This is a genomic window from Lacrimispora struthionigena (assembly GCF_048627165.1).
Classification (GTDB): Bacteria; Bacillota; Clostridia; order Lachnospirales; family Lachnospiraceae; genus Lacrimispora.
Map to the genome: position 1 here is coordinate 1,301,203 of NZ_JBMBWP010000002.1, position 21,907 is coordinate 1,323,109.

Below are 21,907 nucleotides of genomic sequence, written 5' to 3' on the forward strand. Positions count from 1 at the left end.
TCATACTCCTTTATTTTCAAGTGCATCTAATCGTTTATTAACTGCCTCCATAACTTTAATCATTTGCTTTGCTATATTAATTTCGCTATAGATGGTCATGAGAGTATCCTGAGCATGAGCAAACAATAAGGTATATTCCGTCTTGTCTCCTCTTGTTTCGCCTTGTATCGCATCCGTCTGTACCTTATGTGCTTCTGTAATATACTTACTTGCTTCTTTCATAAGTTCTTTTGCTTTTTCCACATCGAATTCTGCCAAGGCATCCAGGGCTTTTTTATTACAGACTCTTGCATCTCCGGCATTCATAATAATTTTCATAGCATTTTCTAAAATCTGTTCATTCATGTTTTTGTTTATCTCCATTCATTATTCTACGCTATTTACTTCTGCTTCTGTCTCCTGCTTATCGTATGCCCGGAAGAATGGATACCAGATTAAAGATGCTGCAGCAACTGAAATAATAAAGAATATAATTGCCTTTAATGAGCCTGTTGATATCCATGTAGAAATCGGATATGGGCAATACCATAATTCAAATTGAATTCTTGGAATCGGTGCAAATGCAAGGACTTTTACGAAAAACCATGTTAACAGTGGAATTATAAGACCTATGATCCACATTGGAAGCATTAAAAGGGGGTTCCATGCAATACAACCGAATACAACCGGCTCATTGATATTGAAAATACCGGGCAGCAAACAAGCCTTTCCTAAAGCGCTTAGCCTTTTTGATTTTGCACGAATCAACATAATTACTAGGGGCAATGTACAGCCCACGCCGCCTACCCACATATAGGTACAATAAACTAATCCCTCTGTATAAATGTTCATGGATGAAACTGTTGCTGTTCCTGCTGCTACCATTGCCAGGTTAGCGGTAATACCAGCAAGCCTGACGGGTTGTCCTACTGGTGTTAATACCCATGTTGAAATACCCATTGAATAGATAAAGCAGCTTATGAAACACATGAAAGTAAAACCATACCAGGTGTTTAAAAAACCTTGCAGAGGCATAAATATATTTACAATAATCTGATACAGGTTAACATTTTTAGTTAACACTACGATCCAGCCAAAGCAGACTATAACTGCAATTGGTAACATCTGATCAAACCAAGTTCTTACAAAATCCGGTATAGCCGAATCCTGCTTAAAGAAACTTAATTTAGCGAATAGTGCAAAAACAAGTGATGTAATCACGCCTGTAATCATTGCCACAAACATGCCGCCTGCACCAAGTGCCGATGATCCAAAACCCACTGTTCCTTCCGCTTCAACTACCGGAGTCACACAGATCAAGAAGAAAATCAAACCTGTTAAACCAGCTATCAGCCTTTGTTTTCGCAGTTTCTTCTTCTCACAATAATTGAATGGTACTAAGAAAGCTACAAAGAGTGACAGTTTACTCATAGTCCAGCCAAATGGAGTCCAAAAACTGGGTAACCCGGGGATATAATCATTTAAAATTGCTAAACAGCAGAATACAGAACCAAGTAAGATAAATGGCAATGTCTGCATAATGGAATCTTTTAAAATAACAACCCAGCTGTTATGACTTATTTTGTTCATTTTAGGTGCAAAGCTGCTCTCCAGCCAATTAATTAACTTATCCATCATCCATTCCTCCGCTCATTTTATTCGTATAGTGATAAAATGTGTTCTATTGCTTTTGTACCGTCTAACCTGGAATAATATTCTGGTATCATCAGTGCAATTTTTACTGGATATTCATGAGTATATTCCTCCAGATCCTCCATAACATACTCAAGATGTGGTCCCACCATAATTAAGTCAACATCTTCAATATAATTATCAATTTCAGAATCACTTCTTGCCTGTACTTCCATTTCCACTCCCTTTTCTTTGGCAGCCTTTCTGATATTAGCTGCCATGAACCCACTGGAAGCGCCTGAACCACATACTAAAAGAACTCTTAATTTTTTCATTTCTTAATTCCTCCTTCCTGTAAATTAAGTTTATTATATCTGACTGCCCAACCAATTTCGAATAAATATTTGCACCCTGACTGTGCAAATATTTACTTGTTTTTCTGGCAGTAAACGGACAGTGCCGTTTTCCTGCTTCCTAAAGGTTACACATATAAATAGCGAGACTTTCATTGCATAACTATGTGCAATAAAAATCCCGCTATCTTTTTTAAAGAACTGCTAAAGCAATCTTACTCCATAGGAGCACGGTAAAATCTTCCGTAAAACTGCTGAGTCTTAAACATATTCACAATCACCTGATCATCGACTTCGTGGAACAGCGCAATAATATCCTCTACTTCATAAGAGGACACCACTGTGTGGAGAAGATACATCTTCTTCCTGCTATAACCGCCCACTGCATCCACACAGGAAATTCCGTGCCGGAAGTCTTCCACATACTTCCCTGCCAGCTCCGGTCCCTTTGCTGTTGTAATCTGAAGTGTCACACGTTCATATCGGTGATGGAAGGTAGATATGACTTTTGTGGACACAAATTGAAACAGAATGGAATAACCGGCGTAATCCCAGCCAAATATTGCCCCGAAAATACAGAGCAGGATTACATTTCCCACAAACACATGAGTCCAGATGGAGTTGCCGGTTTTATTGGAAACATAAAGGGCAATGAAATCTGTACCGCCTGTTGATGCATTCCCCCGAAGTGCCAGTACAATGGCAAATCCGTAAAGCACACCGCCATAAATCACATTTAATATACCGTCATCAAAGATGGGCGTAAAATGAAATACTCTTAAAAATGTACTGGCCAACAGTACCTGCAGCAGGGAAAAAAAAGTAAACCGTCTGCTGATACTCTTACTGCATGCCCATGCAACTGGAAGATTGAGTACAATCATACCCAGAGAGGTTGATATATTAAATCCAAACAGAGAGGTAATCCGGTCTATTAAAATAGCAATACCTGTAAATCCTCCCGACAATAATCCAGCAGGCCTGATAAAAGCCTGAATCACATACGTCTGTAATAATGCTGATCCTATGACTGCCAATGCTGTCATGATATTACGGACCCGCTTATCTCTCCTCAGTTCTTTCCACATAGTATTCCTCCTTATCACATCTCATATTATATGTAAAATTTTCCTGCCTATCAATGCAAATATAAAAAAATTAGAGGACTGCCCTTCCCCCACAGAAGGCAATCCTCCGTCACGATCTGAAACCGTCACACTATGTAGTTTTGTGCTTTGACATCCCCACATCAAAACACCGCACGCAAGGCACCCCTTGTGCTTCTCACATGGACGATAATACCATCTTTTGGCTCATAAGTCAATATTTTTAGTGTATTTTGCCAAAAAACAACAGGATTCGACCAAATACCACTGCATATTTTCCAATAAAATAGATAAAAAAAATCCTTTCTCACCATGCATAATTAATAAAACATATTTTTCATGAAAATGCACATACTTTCCATAACCAATGCAAGGAGATTATACCATGGAATTTACGACGAAACTTTCTGATACTATGAATTATTTAGATAAAAAGCTGGATGTTGCGGGAAACTTTGATCTGGTTTACCGAACGTTCTATGTGGCCGGCAAAGAAGCGTGTATTTATTATATTGAAGGCTTTACAAAAGGAGAGGTTTGGCAAAAATTAATGGAGGACTTTGCTTCCATTAAGCCCGAAGACCTGCCTCCTGACGCTCATGAATTTTCAAAAAAATATCTGCCATACAGTCAGGTAGGACTGGTGAAAGAGGAAGAAGCAATGATTAAGCAGCTTCTTGCCGGAATCTCCTGCCTGTTTATTGACGGATATGATAAATGCTTTACTCTGGATTGCAGAAGCTATCCTGTAAGAAGTGTTTCAGAACCGGAAAAAGATAAAGTTCTTCGGGGATCCAGAGACGGATTTGTTGAAACCCTTACGTTTAACACCGCTTTGATCCGAAGAAGAATCCGGGACCCCAAATTAACGATGGAAATCATGAATACGGGTGAAAGCTCCCATACAGACATAGCCATATGCTATTTTAAGGGACGGGTAGATGAAAAACTTCTTGCCACCATAAAGGAACGGATTACTAAGCTCCATGTGGATGCCCTGACCATGAACCAGGAAAGCCTGGCAGAATGTATCTATCCCTACAAATGGTTCAACCCCTTTCCAAAATTCAGATATTCGGAACGTCCGGATACTGCTGCTGCCTCCCTGCTGGAGGGAAATATTATTATTCTGGTTGATAACTCTCCTTCCGCCATGATTCTTCCCTCATCTGTTTTTGATATCATAGAGGAGGCCGATGATTATTATTTTCCTCCCATCACCGGAACTTACCTGCGGCTGTCACGGCTTATTATATCCATTTTCACATTGTATTTAACGCCCCTTTGGCTGCTGTTTATGCAAAATCCGGAAATGATACCCAATTGGCTGCGCTTCATCCGTTTATCGGAAGAACCTCAGGTCCCGCTTTTTTTCCAGCTTATGATTCTGGAATTTGCCATAGACGGACTGCGGCTGGCTGCTGTGAACACGCCCAGCATGCTGACCACTCCCTTAAGTGTGATCGCCGGTATTGTAATGGGAGAATACTCTGTTAAATCAGGGTGGTTTAACAGTGAAACCATGTTATATATGGCTTTTGTAACAGTGGCAAACTATTCCCAGTCAAGCTTTGAACTGGGCTACGCATTTAAGTTTATCCGTATGATGCTCTTAGTTTTAACCGCTCTTTTTAATGTGTGGGGCTTCATCACTGGCTTTATTTTGTCCATATGTGCCGTTGTATTTAATAAAACAATTGCAGGTAAGAGCTATATTTATCCCCTGATTCCACTTCACCTCAAAGAGCTGAAAAAAAGGTTATTCCGGGGGCGACTTCCTCATAAAGAAAAATAGAGTTAAAAAGAGCAGGCGGAACATGAATTCCGCCTGCTTTGTATTATTCGTCAATGCTGTAGTTTGGTGCTTCTTTTGTAATATGAATGTCATGAGGATGACTTTCCTTTAAGGAAGCAGCTGAGATCTTAACAAATCTGCCTGTTTCCTGAAGGGTTTTAATATCCTTTGCTCCGCAGTATCCCATACCGGAACGGAGACCGCCAAGCATCTGGAATACTGTATCCTCAACCATGCCTTTATATGCAACCCGGCCTTCCACGCCTTCCGGAACCAGCTTTTTCGCATCTGTCTGGAAATAACGATCCTTGCTTCCGTTCTCCATGGCAGCGATAGAGCCCATGCCACGGTAAACCTTATACTTTCTTCCCTGATACAGTTCGAATGTTCCCGGGCTTTCATCACAGCCAGCAAACATGCTTCCCATCATACATACGCTTCCGCCTGCTGCAATGGCCTTTGTTAAGTCTCCTGAGTATTTGATTCCTCCGTCTGCAATGATAGGAACCCCATGTTCCTTTGCTACGTTGTAGCAGTCCATAACTGCTGAAATCTGGGGTACACCGATTCCTGCAACCACACGGGTGGTACAGATGGAACCAGGTCCGATTCCCACCTTAACTGCATCAACTCCTGCTTCTATAAGAGCCTTAGTTGCTTCACCTGTCGCTACATTACCGGCAATGACGGAAAGGGCTGGATAGGCTTCCTTGATCATTCTGACGCAGTTGATTACATTCTCTGAATGTCCGTGGGCAGAGTCAAGAACCACAGCATCTACCTTCGCTTCCACAAGGGCTGCCACACGATCCAGAACGTTAGCGGTAATTCCAACAGCTGCTCCGCATAAAAGCCTTCCCTGTCCATCTTTTGCAGACAATGGATATTTGATCTGCTTTTCTATATCTTTGATGGTAATAAGACCTTTTAAGTTAAATTCTTCATCTACGATCGGCAGTTTCTCGACTCTTGCCTTTGCAAGAATCTTCTTCGCTTCCATAAGAGTAATTCCTTCTCTTGCTGTCACCAGATTCTCAGAAGTCATGCTTTCTTTGATTTTTCTGCTGAAGTCCTCTTCGAACTTTAAATCACGGTTGGTGATAATACCGACTAATTTTTTTCCCTCTGTGATCGGTACACCGGAAATACGGAACTTGGCCATCAGCTCGTCCGCATCTTTTAATGTATGTTCCGGGGAAAGATAGAATGGATCCGTTATGACGCCGTTTTCTGACCTCTTAACCTTATCAACCTCTTCTGCCTGCTCTTCAATCGACATGTTCTTGTGAATAATGCCGATTCCACCCTGTCTTGCCATGGCAATTGCCATGCGGTGTTCGGTAACGGTGTCCATTCCTGCACTCATAAGTGGAATGTTCAGCTTGATGGTTTTTGTAAGGTTGGTCGATAAATCAACCTGATTGGGTATTACGTTTGAATAAGCTGGAACTAACAGCACATCATCAAATGTAATGCCTTCGCCAATAATTGTACCCATTATTTTCCTCTCCTTCACTTAATTTTATACTTTTTAAAATAAACATTTTTGCTTATTAGTTAAATAGTTTAGCAAACTTTGCTTTGGTTGTCAACGGACATTTTCCTGTTTTTTTCCGCCCTCTGTGGACAGTAAAATGAACATTTCTAATAAATAATTACTTAACCAGGTCCACCGCTGCGGCTTTAAGCCTGGCAGTTTTCAGGCGCATAAAAAAAGACCGCAGGAATTCACTTCTTCTGATTAAAGCAATGAATTCTGTACGATCTTTTATTCATCGGCAGCCTGGGATCATCCTCTCCGGTACAGCATCAAGGCGCCGAAGGGGCTCAGCATCACACTGTCCTCATAGATTTTTACATTTTCATAATTAGACAGTAATACATTCCAGTCATCCAGTACCTCTTTTAGTTTCACTGTCTGCTCCTGCCCGGTGAAGTTGGCTAATACCAGCAGCTTTTCTTCATCCAAGGCCCTTTTATAGGACATGATGCCCTGATTATCCACAAAAACCGGTTCATAGCTCCCGTCGCTGATGATATCATACTGCTTTCTTAATTCCACCAGCTTCTGATAATAGGTAAAAATGGAATCAGGATCAGAAAGGCTCTCTTTTACATTGATCTCCCGGCAGTTTTTGTTGACAATCAGCCACGGCGTTCCGGATGTAAATCCGCCATGATCCTCTCCATTCCACTGCATAGGGGTCCTGGCATTATCCCTGGACCGTTCCTTAAGTATCCGGTAGATATCCTCTTCCTTTTGTCCCTGCTTCTTTAAAATATCAAAATAGTTCAGACTTTCCACATCCCGGTACTGGGAAATATCCGTGAAATAAGCATTTGTCATACCGATTTCCTCTCCCTGGTAAATAAAGGGCGTTCCTCTCATCCCGTGAATCACCGTAGCCAGCATCTTGGCGGACTGTTTCCTGTAGATACCGTCGTCACCGAACCGTGATACTGCTCTGGGCTGGTCATGGTTGCACCAGAATACCGCATTCCACCCGTTTCCCCCGGCGATTCCCTCCTGCCATGTGTGGAAGATCTTTTTCAGCCGCCCAAAGTCATAGGGCATTAAGGACCATTTATCCCCGTCCTTATAATCCACTTTCAAGTGATGGAAGTTAAAGCACATCTTCAGCTGCTTTTCTTCCGGGTTTGTATAACGAATACAATGATCTATGGTGGTGGAAGACATTTCCCCTACTGTGACCACATCTTCCCCATCAAGCCCTGTATCCTCCACGATTTCCCGCAGCAACTCATGAATCCGGGGACCATCGGTGTAGAAACGGCGTCCATCCCCCTCCTCGTCATCTTCAAAGACAGTTGGCTTGGAAACCAGATTGATGACATCAAACCGGAATCCACGGATCCCCTTCTCTTTCCAGAAGCGAATTACATTTTTTATTTCTTCCCGCACGTCCCGGTTCTCCCAGTTTAAATCCGCCTGGGTCACATCATATAAGTGCAGATAATACTTTCCAAGCTCTTTTACGTATTCCCATGCATTTCCCCCGAACTTGGACTGCCAGTTGGTGGGCGGACTGCCCGCCGTTCCATCCTGAAAGAAATAGTAATCCTGATATTTCTTCTCACCGGCAAGAGCCCTCTGAAACCACTCATGTCTCGTAGAAGTGTGGTTGAAAACCATGTCAAGCATGAGCCTCATGTCCCGGTCTTTTGCCTCGGATATCAGGCGATCCAGATCCTCCATGGTTCCGAATAAGGGATCGATCCGGCAGTAATCCTCAATATCATAGCCATTATCATTCTGAGGCGATAGGAAAAATGGAGTGAGCCAGAGGTAATCCACACCCAGCTTTTTTAGATAATCCAGCTTTTCGATAATGCCCTTTAAATCACCGATTCCGTCTCCATCTGTATCCATAAAGGATTTTGGATAAATCTGATAAACACATGATTTTTTAAAATTCTGCATTTACTAAATTCCTTTCTTTTTGCCCACAGCAACAGTCAGCCCAAAAGGTACTGCAATAGCAATCAGCATGCAGATGGCAAAGATTCCCATATACTGAGGCTGAATGGACAGAATTCCTGGAATACCGCCAACTCCGATGGAATTAGCCATAACATTCATTCCAACGGAAACGGTTGCCGCAATGGCAGAGCCGATCATAGCGGAAAGGAAAGGGAAACCTCTCTTTAAGTTCACACCGAACATAGCTGGCTCGGTCACCCCTAAATAACAGGAGATGCAGGCTGGAATGGAAATCTGCTTTGATTCCTCATCCTTTTTCTGTAAATAAATCATACCCAGTACTGCAGAGCCCTGGGCAATGTTGGACAAAGCAATCATTGGCCACAGCATGGTTCCGCCGAACTCCGCCATGAGCTGGAGATCGATGGCATTGGTCATATGGTGCAGCCCTGTGATGACAAGGGGCGCATATACAAAGCCGAATAAGGTGGCAAACAACCAGCGTAAGTTAGAAGTAAGCCCTGCATAAACCACCTTTGATATAGCGGAGCCAATGGCCCAGCCGATGGGTCCAACTACTGCATGGGCGGCAATCACTGCCAGAAGCAGGGAACAGAAAGGAACAACAATCATTGAAATAGCCTGAGGAGTGATCTTCTTAAAGAACCTCTCCAGATAAACCAGTACAAAGCCTGCTAAAATTGCTGGAATAACCTGGGCCTGATAACCAATCATTCTCATCTTTACAAAACCAAAATCCCAGACCGGTATCTCTACGCCCGGTGCCATGGCATAGGCATTTAAAAGCTGGGGAGATACTAAGGTCAGACCGAGAACGATTCCCAGGATCTGAGTGGTTCCCATCTTTCTAGTAACGGACCATGTAATCCCCACCGGGAGGAAATGGAAGATAGCCTCACCTAAGAGCCAGAGGAAGCTGTAAACGCCGGACCAGAACTGGGATACGGCCACCAAAGTCTCTGTCCCGCCGTTCATGAATTTAATTTCACCGATAATATTTCGAAAGCCCAGGATGAGACCGCCTACGATAATGGCGGGAATCAGGGGAGCAAATATTTCCGCTATATCTGCTACCGCTCTCTGCAGTGCGTTCATGTTGCCCTTTGCTTCCTTTTTCACTTCGTCCTTTGATACGCCTTCTATTCCTGAAATTGCTGCAAATTCATTGTAAAAAGTCTGTACGTCATTTCCAATGATGACCTGAAACTGTCCAGCCTGTGTAAAAGTGCCCTTAACGCTTTTCAATGCTTCGATCTTCTGCGGATCAGCCTTTGACGGATCTGACAGCACGAAACGCATTCTGGTCATACAGTGAGTCACAGCTCCTATATTCCCCTTACCTCCGACGAGGTCCAAAAGCTGCCTGGAATCATCTTCATATTTCCCCATATCCATACTCCTTTTCCATATGTTTTTAAAATAGTTGCAACTTATATGTTATTATTGTATTTTGAATATAACATATACGTATATCTTTGTCAACATATATGAAGAAATATATTACTGTCTCTGGATATATCTTCTTACAGCTTCCTTCGGGCGAAATCCACAAACTTGAACTTGTCCGGCCTGTGGCGGGATTCTGTAAACTGAAACAGGGTGGAATCCTCCAGATAAGTATAACTCTTCACCACCACGATCATATCGTAGCTTCCCATATCCAGCAGGCGGTAATCCTCATCTGTAGCCATGTGTACTGTGATTTCCTTCATGGCAAATCCGATTTTCAGGCCCAGCTCCTTTTCCAGATATTCGTAAACAGAATCCTGAGCCGCGCGGAGAGGCAGATTTTCCACCACCTTCCGTGAAAAATAATCCTTGTCAATGATGATCTTCTCTCCCTCGATCTCCCTGACTCGCTCAAGGGAAAATGCCTCATCCTCCGGTTCCGATCTGCAGAGCAGCCATCAGCTTTTTATCTCCCTTTACGATTTCTAAATTTTCCACAATCGTATTGGGCTTAGAATCAGAAAAACGGTAGATTTCCTTAAAGCTTGCGATTTCTGATACAGGGAAATTGAACTTGTTCTTGTCCAGGACCTCCGCCGCCTTTCCTCTGGCTTTTTGGATATAACCGTCCTGAACCAGAAGTTCCAGAGCCTTGCGCACCGTATCCCTGGAAGCACCGTAAGCCTCCATCAGCTCGCCCTCCGCCGGAAGCTTATCACCCGGCTCATATTCACGCCTGTCAATCTTATCTAAAAGCAGCTTATAAAGATGCCTGTATTTACTTTCCATAATTGTTTAACCTCCATTTTACAGGGTTTATTATTTATTTCTGATAAGTATTGATTTCATTGTAACATATACGTATATGTCAGTCAAATAAAACAATCTACTAAACAGGCACTATCCCATAAAGCAAAAAAAGAATCAGGCGGTCTGGTTAAACCGTCTGATTCCTGTTATTACATCTGAGTTACAACTTTGCGTGGTGCAGTCATCTTCATACAGCGGAGCAGCTTGTCGTTTGGTTCAAAAATAATCTTCGTCCGTTCTGAACCAGACTGGCTAATCAGTGTATAAGTCTTAGCATCAGGTGTTTTGGAAGAGAAATCCAGTACTTTCATGTTGCCTGATTCGTGATCTCTGGCTTCTGTAGAACCGGTAGGCGCTACAATCTGAATTTCCTCCATCGATCCTTCCCAGGCTTTCTTACGCTTGCTTTTGCCGTAAATTCTGTCTATGGACAAGGTATTGGTCACAAACAGATACTCATATTCCACATCACTGTTTCGGAATACGACGTAGGTTGCCGCTCCGGCAGCAAACAAAATTATCACTCCAAAGATACCGAAAACCGGAGAGATGGACAGGAAAAATGCGATTACACATAGAATTCCCATCACAATTTTCAGTAACATGGTATAAGCCGGAGACTTCCTCTTTACAAGCCATTCTGCATACATTTCATTCATAATAATACTGGATCCTTTCTCATACCTGCAAGGCGTCTCTTCTGTACAAATCTTACATCATATCCATTCCGCCGGGAGCTGGCATTGCGGGTGCTTTTTCCTTAATATTAGCAACAACAGACTCTGTTGTCAATAAGGTAGATGCAACACTGGTCGCATTCTGAAGTGCGCTTCTTGTTACCTTGGTAGGATCAAGAATACCTGCATCAACCATGTCTACATAAGCTTCTTTGTATGCATCAAAGCCAGTGCCTACTTTTGCTTCTTTGACTTTATTGATGATAACGCTTCCTTCCAGTCCTGCATTAGCTGCAATGTGGTATAACGGAGCTTCAAGAGCCTTTAAGATGATCTTTCCGCCGGTCTTCTCATCGCCTTCCAGACCATTTACAAGACCTTCAATTTCAGTGATTGCATGGATATAAGCAGAACCGCCGCCTGCGATTACGCCTTCCTCAACAGCTGCTCTGGCTGCAGATAAAGCATCTTCCATACGAAGCTTTGCTTCCTTCATCTCTGTCTCTGTTGCAGCACCAACACGGATTACTGCTACGCCGCCAGATAATTTTGCAAGTCTTTCCTGTAATTTTTCTTTATCAAATTCAGAAGTTGTTTCTTCGATCTGGCTCTTAATCTGACCAATTCTTGCATCAATGGCAGCTTTGTCACCATATCCGTCAACAACAACGGTATTCTCTTTCTGGATCTTCACTGATTTTGCACGGCCTAACATATCAAGAGTTGCGCTCTTTAATTCGTAACCCAGTTCTTCTGAAATAACTGTACCGCCTGTTAATACTGCGATATCCTGTAACATCTCTTTTCTTCTGTCGCCATAGCCTGGAGCCTTCACACCAACTACATTAAAGGTTCCTCTTAATTTATTAACAATCAGAGTTGTTAATGCTTCGCCTTCAATATCCTCTGCAATGATAAGAAGTCTTGCGCCGGACTGAACAACCTGCTCTAATAAAGGAAGAATCTCCTGAATGCTGGTAATCTTCTTGTCAGTAATAAGAATATATGGATCGTCAAGATTAGCTTCCATCTTCTCCATATCGGTGCACATGTAAGCGGAAATGTATCCTCTGTCGAACTGCATACCTTCTACAAGGTCCAGCTCTGTCTTCATGGTCTTGGATTCTTCAATGGTGATAACGCCGTTATTGGAAACCTTCTCCATAGCGTCAGCTACCATCTCGCCAACTTCATCATCTGCTGCAGAAATAGCTGCAACTCTTGCGATGGAGGCTTTTCCTTTGATCGGCTCGCTCATCTTTGCAATAGCATCAATGGCTGCCTGGGTAGCTTTTCTCATACCTTTTCTTAAAACGATTGGGTTGGCACCAGCTGCCAGGTTCTTCATACCTTCATTAATCATAGCCTGAGCCAGTACAGTTGCTGTTGTGGTACCGTCACCGGCAACATCATTGGTTTTGGTAGCAACTTCCTTTACAAGCTGTGCGCCCATGTTCTCAAATGCATCTTCCAGCTCAATCTCTTTTGCAATGGTAACACCATCGTTGGTGATTAACGGTGCTCCAAATGATTTATCAAGTACAACGTTTCTTCCTTTCGGACCTAAGGTTACACGAACGGTGTCTGCTAACTGATTCACTCCTGATTCAAGTGCTTTTCTGGCTTCTACGCCATATTTAATCTGCTTTGCCATGATTCATTCCTCCAGTTTAAAGTTTAATTTGTGATCTTATATAAGGAAATCACACCTTTTTATCAAAATCTGCTGTTACCTGCCGGTACTGCGTTTATTATTCAATTACTGCCAGAATATCGCTCTGTTTTACAATTACATACTTCTCGTCGTCTTCTCCGGTTTCGATCTCTGTTCCTGAGTATTTGGAGAAGATTACTTTATCGCCTGTTTTCACCTGCATGGAAACTTCCTTACCATCTACAAGACCGCCAGGTCCTACTGCGATGACTTCCGCCTGCTGTGGCTTTTCTTTTGCCTGACCCGGCAGAACAATACCGGACTTTGTTGTCTCCTCTGCAACCAATGGTTTTAACACAACTTTGTCAAATAATGGTACTAATTTCATTGCAATTCCTCCTCATAACCTTCTTATTATTTCTTTCTGATTGGCCTTTAGAAAGAAGTTATATTTTATTCACATAATATGTTATATCACTCATTATTAGCACTGTCAATAGTTGAGTGCTAACTTTATATTTTTTTTACAAATTTACCATATTTAAACGGATTGAGCCGTTACTTACATAGTTTATAGAAATTTTCTTATTATATACCTTTATTTTTTTCCGGGTAAGTATTACAATAGGTAAGAGAATGAAAGGAGTGTTTAAAATGGCAAAAAGAGGTAATGGTTTTGGGAAATTCGTGGCACTTGCCACTATCGCCGGTGCTGTTGCCGCCGGCATCTCTTATTTTACAAAATACAAATCCTTCCATAAGGAGCTGGAAGAAAACTTCCATGATTTTGAAGATGACGGGAATGATGACATTTCCAAAATTGACAGTACGATGAACCGCAACTATGTTTCCCTTCATGCAAACAAGGATGAGCTGAAGACAGCAGCCTCCGATATGGCAGATGCAGCAAAAGACGCAGCGAATGCGGCGAAAAACATGATGAAGGATGCGGCTACCATCGTCAGTGATACAGCGAAGGAAGCAGCTTCTGCAGTGGCTGACACAGCCAGGGATATGTTTGATTCTGCAATGGAAAAGGAAGATATGGAAGAGGATGATATGGATATTACTGAAGACGGCGGTCTTGACTATTCCGCTTCTGAATCCGGACAACCTGCTGCAGATGAGGCACCAGAAGATAACACAGATTCCAAAGCTTTAGAATCTTCAGATGATACCACCACCATTGTGGAAGAAGAATTACAATAAATATTCTGCAAAATGCAGGAAAGAGGAGCAGATCCCGGAAGATACGTTTCGGAATCAGCTCCTTTATTTGTATTTCTTACATAAACGTCAAGACTCAATACAATATTCAAACCCGGCTTCTTCAATCATTTTTATGGTGCTGTCAATGCTTTCTCCGCCTGCAGTAAGATACCCGGAAGCAAATACAGAATCAACCGCATGAAACATCCATTTTTCTTTTCCTTTTAAATAAAGTTCCCTTCCTGCTGCACACCGGATATCTGATTGGGGATTTAAAAGTCTGGCAAGACAAAGTATTTTCAAGCAGTATTCAGAGGTTAGAATGGCTGTACTCTGATGTTCCAGCGCCGTACCTTTTATGGGTATGAGAAAATTAATGGGGACTGCTTTTGGACTTAAATCCCGAATCTCAAACAGCATGTCCACCACATCTTCCGGCTTCTCTCCCAATCCCACGATTCCCCCGCAGCAAAGTTCAAATCCCATCTCTTTCAGCATCTGAATATTGGCAACCCGCTGCTCATAGGTGTGGGTTGTGCAGATATGGGGATAATAGTTTCTGCCTGTATTTAAATTATGATTGATTCTGTCCACACCGGCTTCTTTTAAGATCATCGCCTGCTCTTTTGTAAGAAATCCGATGGAACAGCAGACCGGAGTATCGCTTTCTTTCTTCAGTTTCTGAATCTCACTGGCAAATGCCTCAATCTCCTGATCCGAAAAACGGATACCGCTTAATCCGATGCAGTGTCTTGCCAGCTTCTTTTCTTTAATCAGATAACCGTCTTGTAAAAGCTTCTCACTGGTGATCAGTTCATAGGTAGCAATGTCCGTTTTCGCTTGTCCGGACTGGGCGCAGTAAGCGCAGTTCTGGGAACAGTTACCGCTGCGGGCATTGGTAAGCAGATGTATACTCACCATATTTCCTTTATGCTTCTTTCGTAATGTATATGCTGCTTCAAGAAGTTTGGGAAGTTCTTCATCCGGCATCAGAAGAATGGATCTGGCATCTTCCTTTGTAAGATTTATGTACGGATCTGTCATTTTCTGTCCTCCTCTTATTCTTCATTACCACTGCATAGTTCTTTGAAATACAGAATATAAACGTCGGACCAGAACGATGGTGATGCATGTCTTTAATAAATCACCCGGCAGAAACGGGATTACGCAAAGACTGAGCGCTGCTGTAAAAGAGGTGTGGGTAATATAGGAAAACCACAGGGTTCCAAATGTGTAAGTAACCAGCCAGCCGGCCAGAATGGACAAAGCAAGGGTTTTAACCGTGCGTTTCCCAAAACGCTCCAAAACCCATCCTGTCACATAAGCTGATACTACATAACCGATGATATAACCTCCCGTAGGACCCGCTATCCTGGTCAGCCCTCCGTTAAATCCGGAAAATACCGGAAGACCTGCTGCTCCCATCAAAACAAAGGTAAGCTGGCTTAATGCCCCCAGCCTTGATCCCAGTAACCCCGCCGCTAGAAAGGTAGAAAGATGAGCGAAATTAACGGGTACCGGTCCGATGGGGATGGTAATTTGAGACAGGATTGCAGTCAGAGATGCAAACAAAGCACATAACGTAATTTCTTTTGTTTTTAAATTTTTCATGAAAAATCCCCCTGTAGAATGATGTCATTTTTCATCATTATACAAAGGGATTTTTGCATTGTCAACCATATTATTATTTTAGGTTAACATTTCATTATTTTTCGTAAAGAAACTCTTCCGGAAGGGTAACTTTAAAATCACGGGCAAGATCTTTAAAGTTCTGTGGTGTGATTGTCTGCAGTTTATCCGGACGTATGGATAAAACCTTTACCAGAATCTCTGCCGATTTTTCAACCGTATGCATTAATCCAAAGGTCAGGTCAAAGTCTTCACCGGAAGCAAAGAGACCATGATGGGCCCATACTGCCACGTCATATTTCTTCATTAACTCACTGGTGGCAACTGCGATATCCCGTCCGCCTGGCACCATCCAGCCGACCACACCAACACCGCTTGGGAAAACAACGGGACATTCGGTAGCCATCTCCCATAACTCTCTTGTAAATACACGATCTTCCAAAGGCAGCACAAAGGTTAATGCAATTACATTAGCCGGATGAGCATGGTAAATAACCCGGTGCACACCATTGGTTGCAATCTTCTTCACTTCATGATTCATTAAATGGGAAGGCAGCTCACTGGTAGGGCGTCCTCCGTTTACAAGTCCCCAGCAGATCCGGTAATTTTCTCCGGATTCGTCGATTTCTATAATACAGGTGTTGGCAGCTGGATCTAAAATCACGTTGCGAAAATATTTTCCGCTTCCTGTCACCATAAAAAATTCTCCTGCCAGATCCTTAACCGTTGTACCAATGGGCTGCCAGGAAGTGTTTTGATCTAATTCTTCCTTTACAGACTCCACTTCTTCTGCCTTAATCCGGTAGCTTAAATTGCCTCCGTTTCTTTCATGCCAGTTCTGTTTAAAACCATCGTCACACATACGGATAAAGCCTTTTACAAATTCTGCATCTAATATCTTCATGTTTCTTCTCCTCTATTTGCGGTCTGCCAGCACTTCTTTTTCATATGCGGTAATCTGGCTGAACCAGTCTTCTTTTGCAGGTACTCCGTTTATCTCACAGAAATAATTCCATACATCACCGATTGGATAGAGTTTTAACTCTTCCTGAAGCATCATAAGCTCTGTGAAATTACGGGATTCCTGTAAAGCAGCCAGTTTCTCATTGGGAAGCAGAAGGGCGTTTAATAGAGCTTTCTGCATATTTCTCATTCCTACTACCCAGGCGCTTAAACGGTTGATGCTGGCATCAAAAAAGTCCAGTGCCAAAAGTACACGATCTGCTCCCCCACGTACAACCTCTTTTGCGATCTCTTTCGTCTCATCGTCAAACAGTACCACATGGTCACTGTCCCAGCGAACTGGTCTGGTTACATGAAGTGCTACTTTATCAAAAAACAGAAGCATGGAAGAGATCTTATCAGAAACTACCTCCGTCGGATGATAATGTCCGCTGTCTAACAGGCAGAGAATATCATTCTTTGATGCATAGTTCATATAAAATTCATGAGAGCCTACGGTACAGCTTTCCATACCAATGCCAAATACCTTTGATTCCACTGCAACGAATACCTTAGACTTATCGTAATCCACAGAAAGAATCTGGTCAAGGGAATCTTTTAATCTTGCTCTTGGTGAGGTACGGTCGGCGGGAATGTCCTTAAATCCGTCCGGAATCCAGATATTCATGGTACAGGGTGTACCTAACTCTTCGGCAAAATACTGGGAAATACGGATGCACGCCTGTACATGGCGGATCCAGAATGTCCTTATTTCAGGATCTTCGCTTGATAAGGTGGCATTCTCTGCCTTTGAATGGGAAAATAAAGTAGGATTAAAATCAATGCCGATTCCTCTCTCTTTCGCAAATTCCACCCATTTTGCAAAATGCTTTGGCTCCAGCTCATCCCGGTCAACCCATTCTCCCTTTTCAAAGACTGCGTAGCTTGCATGAAGATTGATTCTGTGTTTTCCAGGAATCAGGCTCAGCGCCTTATCCATATCTGCCATCAGTTCTTTGGGATTGCGTGCCCGTCCCGGATAATTTCCGGTGGTCTGGATTCCTCCTGATAACGCACCGGCTCCATCAAACCCAGTTACGTCATCTCCCTGCCAGCAGTGCATGGAGATCGGGATCTGTTTCAGTGCAAGAAGTACCTGGTCTGTATCAACGCCTACTGCTTTATATGATTCCCTTGCTGCTTCATATCTTTCTTTGATTGTCATATTTATTTCTTCCTTTCTTTTTTTCAATCTAAATGGAATACCGGTTTTAACCCGTCTGAAACAGGGCTGTTGTCAGGATTAGTTTTCATAATGTCCGCCATATAATCCCACCATTTCCGGTTAATAGGGGTATCTGCAGATTTCGCCCATTTCTCTTCCTCTTCTATTTCGATATATCCGTAAAGCACATTGGTTTCTTCATCTAAAAATATGGAATAATTATGTCCGCCGCATTCATGTATCATTTCTTTCATTTCCGGCCAAAGCAGATTGTGGCGTCTCTCATATTCCTCCGCCATTCCTTCATTTAAATACATTTTAAATGATTTTCTGATCATATCGTTCCTCTCCCATCCACAGCCGTTTACAGCGGCTTATATTCTTTTACAGCAAATGACTGGTATACTGATTCTCTTGCTGTTTTTAAATCTTTAAATTCTCCGTAAGAAATCATCTGAGCCAGCAGATTTCCAATTGCAGTGGCTTCTCCCGGTCCGGCATATACAGTTTTCCCCGTCTGTTTGGCAGTTAATTCATTTAGGTAAGCTGCATTGGAACCGCCTCCCACCACGTGAAGACTGGAATATGTTTTTCCTGTAATGGATTGAAGCTCTTTTGCTGTATCTCTATAGCATGCAGCAAGACTGTTATAAATCACTGCCGCAATTTCTCCTGCACTTTTTGGTACAGGCTGGTTATTTCTCTGACAGAACTCTGCAACCGCATTTATCATACTCTCTGGAGCCAGAAAACCGTTATCATTACAGTCAACCAGAGATGGGATATTTTCCTTTGATGCAAGCTCACACAGTTCTGCAAAGGAATAGATCTCGCCTCTCCCGGCCAGCTCTTTTTTCACTGACTGTATCATCCAAAGTCCCATAATATTTTTTAAATACCGATAACGGAAATCGTACCCGCCTTCGTTGGTAAAATTAGCTTCCATACTTTTGATGGAACAGTCGGCAACCGGAAGTTCGGTTCCCATAAGCGACCAGGTTCCTGAGCTGATGTATAGTATGTCCTCCTGAAGTTCTTCTTTTCCCGGAACTTTAGGAACAGCCATTACCGCAGAACCAGTATCATGAGTGGCAGGTAACACCACAGTACAGGAAAATCCTACCTCTTTTACGATTTCTTCAGTGAACTGGCCCACCTTTGTTCCAGGCATGGAAAGCGGTCTAAATAACTTCTCCGGATAGGAAAGCATACGAATCAGTTCATAATCCCAATCCTCAGTTACAGGGCTGACCAGCTGGGTAGTGGTAGCATTGGTATACTCCTGTTTCTTTTCTCCCGTAAGCAGAAAATGAAAGTAATCCGGTATCATAAGGAGCGATTCGGCTCTCTTAAGAAGATCTGGTTCTTTCTCTTTAACAGCCATCAGCTGATAAATCGTGTTAAAGATCTGTTTTTGAATTCCGGTTCTCTTATATAGATCATTCTGGGAAATGATTTCATATACCTTTTCATCCATTCCCGTTGTTCTGTCATCCCGGTATCCTGCTGCCCTTCCAAGAATTTTATTCTCCTCATCAAGAAGGACAAAGTCAACTGCCCAGGTGTCAATGCCCATGCTGACGGGTATCTTACCAAGTTTTTTACACTGCTTCAGTCCCTCTTTTATTTCAGCGAATAAGGACTCCACATCCCAGGATAAATGACCATTCTCCTGCTTCATGCCGTTGTCAAAACGGTAAATCTCTTCCAGAATTATCTTGTTGTCCTTCACAGTGCCGAGTATATGACGGCCACTGGAGGCTCCAATGTCAACGGCAAGATAATATTTTTCCATACGCACCACACTCTTTCATTATTATTGCCCATGCTCTCTGGGCATAAAGGGATACCCGCAGGGTGTTTCATTATTATTGCCCATGCTCTCTGGGCATAAAGGGATACCCGCAGGGTGTTTCATTATTATTGCCCACCCGCATTTCTATTTATATCATAACGGATATTTAAATAAAAAATAAGGACGCTGTTTATTTAAAACTGCGTCCTTATTTGCATTTTACTTTAAAGTCTTGTATTTACTGCATTTTATAAGATGCGTTTTTATTATAATTACCATTGCCCCATATTTGACCTATTAAAATATTCAGCTCAATCGACTTACAATCGATATATCTACTCCCCTACGTTCGCGGTACTCTGGAAAATATCAAATAGATTAATCCATAATATAGTCGTAAGTTTGGGTAAAATCGCCGTATACACCTCGTCTGTTATTGTGCTATAATATAAATATCAAACGTGTGGTTTGCTTTACGGGTACGTGAGTCCGGTTTTAGTGAACTGCACTTTTTATTTTATTAGAAAGAGGTGAAATATTATGAACATAGGTGATGTCTTTATATACGGAAGTCATGGTATTTGTGAGGTTACCGGATTACAGGATATGTGTATGGATGAAAAAATCCGCCAATATTATGTACTCAAACCTATTTACCATGCTACCGCTACAGTATACATTTCAGCTATAAGCAGCAGAAGAAAAACCGAAATTCGCCACATTCTCTCTGCCGATGAAATTTTCTCTCTACTAAAAAAAATGCCGGATAAAGATCACATCTGGAATAAAGATAATCGTAAGCGAAAAGAATTATATGGCCAGATTCTTGCAGATGGTAACCGTTTTGAACTTTTAAAAATGGTAAAAACTTTACGTTGGCACAAACAGGAGATAAAAAACACAAATAAAAATAATAAACTACAGATTTCTGATGAAGACTTTCTTAAGGATGCTGAAATAGCTCTTTGCGAGGAGTTTGCTTATGTATTGAACATTAAGCGTGAAGAGGTTATTCCGTTTATTTATGAACAGTGATGCCACGCAAAACGAACCTGAATTTATAGTAAAATATAAAAAGCTGAAATAATCACCAGTGAGAAGTCTCTTATAAGGTATTTAGTGGTTGGCTGAAACCTAACTAATCACTAGATTATCTTTTTGGCACTTGAACACCCATAAACTCCCGACTATACAATTTATTATTTATTCATTTTTTCTTGACATACTCAAATTATCGTGTTATACTACGGATAGTATTTTAATAAAGTCTTGATTTCGCATGTATACGTAAGTCATTATTCTATTGATGATTTACGCATATGTGCGATTTTTAGTTTTATCAAATATAATTTTAATTTAAGGAGGTATCTTTCATGAATAAAGGTACAGTAAAATGGTTTAATGCACAAAAGGGATTTGGTTTTATCAGCGACGAGAAGGGTAACGAAATTTTCGTTCATTTCTCAGGTCTCGCTATGGACGGTTATAAGTCATTAGATGACGGACAGTCTGTAACATTTGATGTTACAGAGGGTAATCGTGGGTTACAAGCTGTAAACGTTAACCTCGCATAAACATTAAAAAGACTGCTTTCGAGTGGTCTTTTTTTTTGCGCTTCAGATCCATCAACTATTCATTCGCACCACCTCCTATCTATGTAAAGATAGAAGGCCAACGCCCTTGCTGCCGTTTCTCAACTTCTTATCGGCTTCAATATCCACCATGCCCACACAAAGACAAATCTTAATAATCAACGTCAATTCAAAACGTCACGGCATACTGAAATTCAGTATTTCCGTGACGCTTGATTGTTATGTTGACACTTGAAATAATTTAATTAAAACTGCGTCCTTATTCGCATTCTCACCCAATTGCTTTTAATCTACCTACTCAGCCTTGGAAGAAATAAGTAATTCTTTTAAATCCATAATAGACATTTCGTGCTCGTCCAGTATTGTGGATACTTCCTTAAACTGTTCCAGCTTTATTTTATCCTGAATTTCTTTTTCCTTTTCATCCAGTGTAACAAGACTTTCCTTATACTGCTTGATGGATTCCTGCACTTCCGTTAACTCTTCCTGAAGTTTTTCAAGCGCTGTTTTTCTGACTCCTCTTGGCATATTGGTCCTCTCCTTTACAGATATTATTTAATTAACCATATATAACCAAGTATATGCAGAAATGATTTT

At 41.8% G+C, this 21,907-nt stretch carries 23 protein-coding genes; 4 read left to right on the forward strand and 19 right to left on the reverse strand.

The features are described 5' to 3' along the window. The 4 genes from ACOAOT_RS15180 to ACOAOT_RS15195 all read right to left on the reverse strand — a co-directional run bounded on the left by ACOAOT_RS15180 (position 1) and on the right by ACOAOT_RS15195 (position 3,052). On the reverse strand, positions 1–345 hold the full coding sequence (locus ACOAOT_RS15180) for a PTS lactose/cellobiose transporter subunit IIA (RefSeq protein WP_420217762.1): 345 nt from the start codon (positions 343–345) through the stop codon (positions 1–3). Between the two features lie 21 nt (positions 346–366). Beyond that, positions 367–1,614 carry a PTS sugar transporter subunit IIC gene (locus tag ACOAOT_RS15185; protein ID WP_420217763.1) on the reverse strand — a complete coding sequence of 416 codons (1,248 nt, stop codon included), beginning with the start codon at positions 1,612–1,614 and terminating at the stop codon, positions 367–369. A 20-nt stretch (positions 1,615–1,634) separates the two neighbouring features. Continuing rightward, positions 1,635–1,946: a PTS sugar transporter subunit IIB gene (locus tag ACOAOT_RS15190; RefSeq protein ID WP_420217764.1), complete on the reverse strand. Its 312-nt coding sequence runs from the start codon at positions 1,944–1,946 to the stop codon at positions 1,635–1,637. A 233-nt stretch (positions 1,947–2,179) separates the two neighbouring features. Further along, complete coding sequence (locus ACOAOT_RS15195) at positions 2,180–3,052, reverse strand: YitT family protein (RefSeq protein WP_420217765.1); 873 nt, start codon at positions 3,050–3,052, stop codon at positions 2,180–2,182. 403 nt (positions 3,053–3,455) lie between these two features. Between ACOAOT_RS15195 and ACOAOT_RS15200 the strand changes: the two genes are divergently transcribed. Continuing rightward, complete coding sequence (locus ACOAOT_RS15200; RefSeq protein WP_420217766.1) at positions 3,456–4,865, forward strand: spore germination protein; 1,410 nt, start codon at positions 3,456–3,458, stop codon at positions 4,863–4,865. 43 nt (positions 4,866–4,908) lie between these two features. Here the strand turns inward: ACOAOT_RS15200 and guaB are convergent, their stop codons facing one another. The 8 genes from guaB to ACOAOT_RS15240 form a co-directional block, all read right to left on the reverse strand. Then, positions 4,909–6,363: an IMP dehydrogenase gene (guaB, locus tag ACOAOT_RS15205; protein ID WP_420217767.1), complete on the reverse strand. Its 1,455-nt coding sequence runs from the start codon at positions 6,361–6,363 to the stop codon at positions 4,909–4,911. 291 nt (positions 6,364–6,654) lie between these two features. Next, on the reverse strand, positions 6,655–8,307 hold the full coding sequence (gene treC / locus ACOAOT_RS15210; RefSeq protein WP_420217768.1) for an alpha,alpha-phosphotrehalase: 1,653 nt from the start codon (positions 8,305–8,307) through the stop codon (positions 6,655–6,657). 3 nt (positions 8,308–8,310) lie between these two features. Continuing rightward, the gene (treP, locus tag ACOAOT_RS15215; RefSeq protein ID WP_420217769.1) at positions 8,311–9,717 is read right to left on the reverse strand and encodes a PTS system trehalose-specific EIIBC component; all 1,407 of its coding nucleotides are present in this window, start codon (positions 9,715–9,717) and stop codon (positions 8,311–8,313) included. A 134-nt stretch (positions 9,718–9,851) separates the two neighbouring features. Further along, positions 9,852–10,232 (reverse strand): UTRA domain-containing protein, encoded by a 381-nt coding sequence (locus tag ACOAOT_RS15220; RefSeq protein ID WP_420219433.1) that lies wholly within the window; start codon positions 10,230–10,232, stop codon positions 9,852–9,854. Continuing rightward, on the reverse strand, positions 10,204–10,566 hold the full coding sequence (locus ACOAOT_RS15225) for a GntR family transcriptional regulator (RefSeq protein ID WP_420217770.1): 363 nt from the start codon (positions 10,564–10,566) through the stop codon (positions 10,204–10,206). Before ACOAOT_RS15225 ends, ACOAOT_RS15220 begins: the two co-directional genes overlap by 29 nt. 170 nt (positions 10,567–10,736) lie before the next feature. Continuing rightward, positions 10,737–11,246 carry a DUF6106 family protein gene (locus tag ACOAOT_RS15230; RefSeq protein ID WP_420217771.1) on the reverse strand — a complete coding sequence of 170 codons (510 nt, stop codon included), beginning with the start codon at positions 11,244–11,246 and terminating at the stop codon, positions 10,737–10,739. Positions 11,247–11,298: 52 nt separating this feature from the next. Beyond that, on the reverse strand, positions 11,299–12,918 hold the full coding sequence (gene groL, locus ACOAOT_RS15235; protein ID WP_420217772.1) for a chaperonin GroEL: 1,620 nt from the start codon (positions 12,916–12,918) through the stop codon (positions 11,299–11,301). A gap of 97 nt (positions 12,919–13,015) precedes the next feature. Further along, positions 13,016–13,306: a co-chaperone GroES gene (locus ACOAOT_RS15240; protein ID WP_097005136.1), complete on the reverse strand. Its 291-nt coding sequence runs from the start codon at positions 13,304–13,306 to the stop codon at positions 13,016–13,018. Between the two features lie 266 nt (positions 13,307–13,572). Here ACOAOT_RS15240 and ACOAOT_RS15245 point away from each other — a divergent pair, with 266 nt between their 5' ends. Continuing rightward, the gene (locus ACOAOT_RS15245) at positions 13,573–14,127 is read left to right on the forward strand and encodes a hypothetical protein (protein ID WP_420217773.1); all 555 of its coding nucleotides are present in this window, start codon (positions 13,573–13,575) and stop codon (positions 14,125–14,127) included. A gap of 87 nt (positions 14,128–14,214) precedes the next feature. Here ACOAOT_RS15245 and bioB read toward each other — a convergent pair whose 3' ends face one another. The 6 genes from bioB to rhaB all read right to left on the reverse strand — a co-directional run bounded on the left by bioB (position 14,215) and on the right by rhaB (position 19,718). After that, positions 14,215–15,171 carry a biotin synthase BioB gene (gene bioB, locus ACOAOT_RS15250; protein WP_420217774.1) on the reverse strand — a complete coding sequence of 319 codons (957 nt, stop codon included), beginning with the start codon at positions 15,169–15,171 and terminating at the stop codon, positions 14,215–14,217. A 24-nt stretch (positions 15,172–15,195) separates the two neighbouring features. Beyond that, on the reverse strand, positions 15,196–15,738 hold the full coding sequence (locus ACOAOT_RS15255) for a biotin transporter BioY (protein WP_420217775.1): 543 nt from the start codon (positions 15,736–15,738) through the stop codon (positions 15,196–15,198). Positions 15,739–15,832: 94 nt separating this feature from the next. Then, a complete protein-coding gene (gene rhaD / locus ACOAOT_RS15260; protein WP_420217776.1) occupies positions 15,833–16,660 on the reverse strand; it encodes a rhamnulose-1-phosphate aldolase in 828 nt (275 codons plus the stop codon). Positions 16,661–16,672: 12 nt separating this feature from the next. Then, positions 16,673–17,923, reverse strand: a complete 1,251-nt coding sequence (locus ACOAOT_RS15265) for an L-rhamnose isomerase (protein ID WP_420217777.1) — start codon at positions 17,921–17,923, stop codon at positions 16,673–16,675. Between the two features lie 23 nt (positions 17,924–17,946). Continuing rightward, a complete protein-coding gene (gene rhaM, locus ACOAOT_RS15270; RefSeq protein WP_104436530.1) occupies positions 17,947–18,261 on the reverse strand; it encodes an L-rhamnose mutarotase in 315 nt (104 codons plus the stop codon). Positions 18,262–18,287: 26 nt separating this feature from the next. Further along, positions 18,288–19,718, reverse strand: coding sequence for a rhamnulokinase (rhaB, locus tag ACOAOT_RS15275; protein ID WP_420217778.1), 1,431 nt, complete (start codon positions 19,716–19,718; stop codon positions 18,288–18,290). 540 nt (positions 19,719–20,258) lie between these two features. Here rhaB and ACOAOT_RS15280 point away from each other — a divergent pair. Together ACOAOT_RS15280 and ACOAOT_RS15285 are read left to right on the forward strand one after the other, a co-directional pair. Further along, positions 20,259–20,753: a CarD family transcriptional regulator gene (locus ACOAOT_RS15280; protein WP_420217779.1), complete on the forward strand. Its 495-nt coding sequence runs from the start codon at positions 20,259–20,261 to the stop codon at positions 20,751–20,753. A gap of 338 nt (positions 20,754–21,091) precedes the next feature. After that, positions 21,092–21,292 carry a cold-shock protein gene (locus tag ACOAOT_RS15285; RefSeq protein WP_349667102.1) on the forward strand — a complete coding sequence of 67 codons (201 nt, stop codon included), beginning with the start codon at positions 21,092–21,094 and terminating at the stop codon, positions 21,290–21,292. Positions 21,293–21,604: 312 nt separating this feature from the next. Here the strand turns inward: ACOAOT_RS15285 and ACOAOT_RS15290 are convergent, their stop codons facing one another. Then, the gene (locus ACOAOT_RS15290; RefSeq protein WP_349672002.1) at positions 21,605–21,838 is read right to left on the reverse strand and encodes a hypothetical protein; all 234 of its coding nucleotides are present in this window, start codon (positions 21,836–21,838) and stop codon (positions 21,605–21,607) included. Between the last annotated feature and the right edge of the window lie 69 nt (positions 21,839–21,907).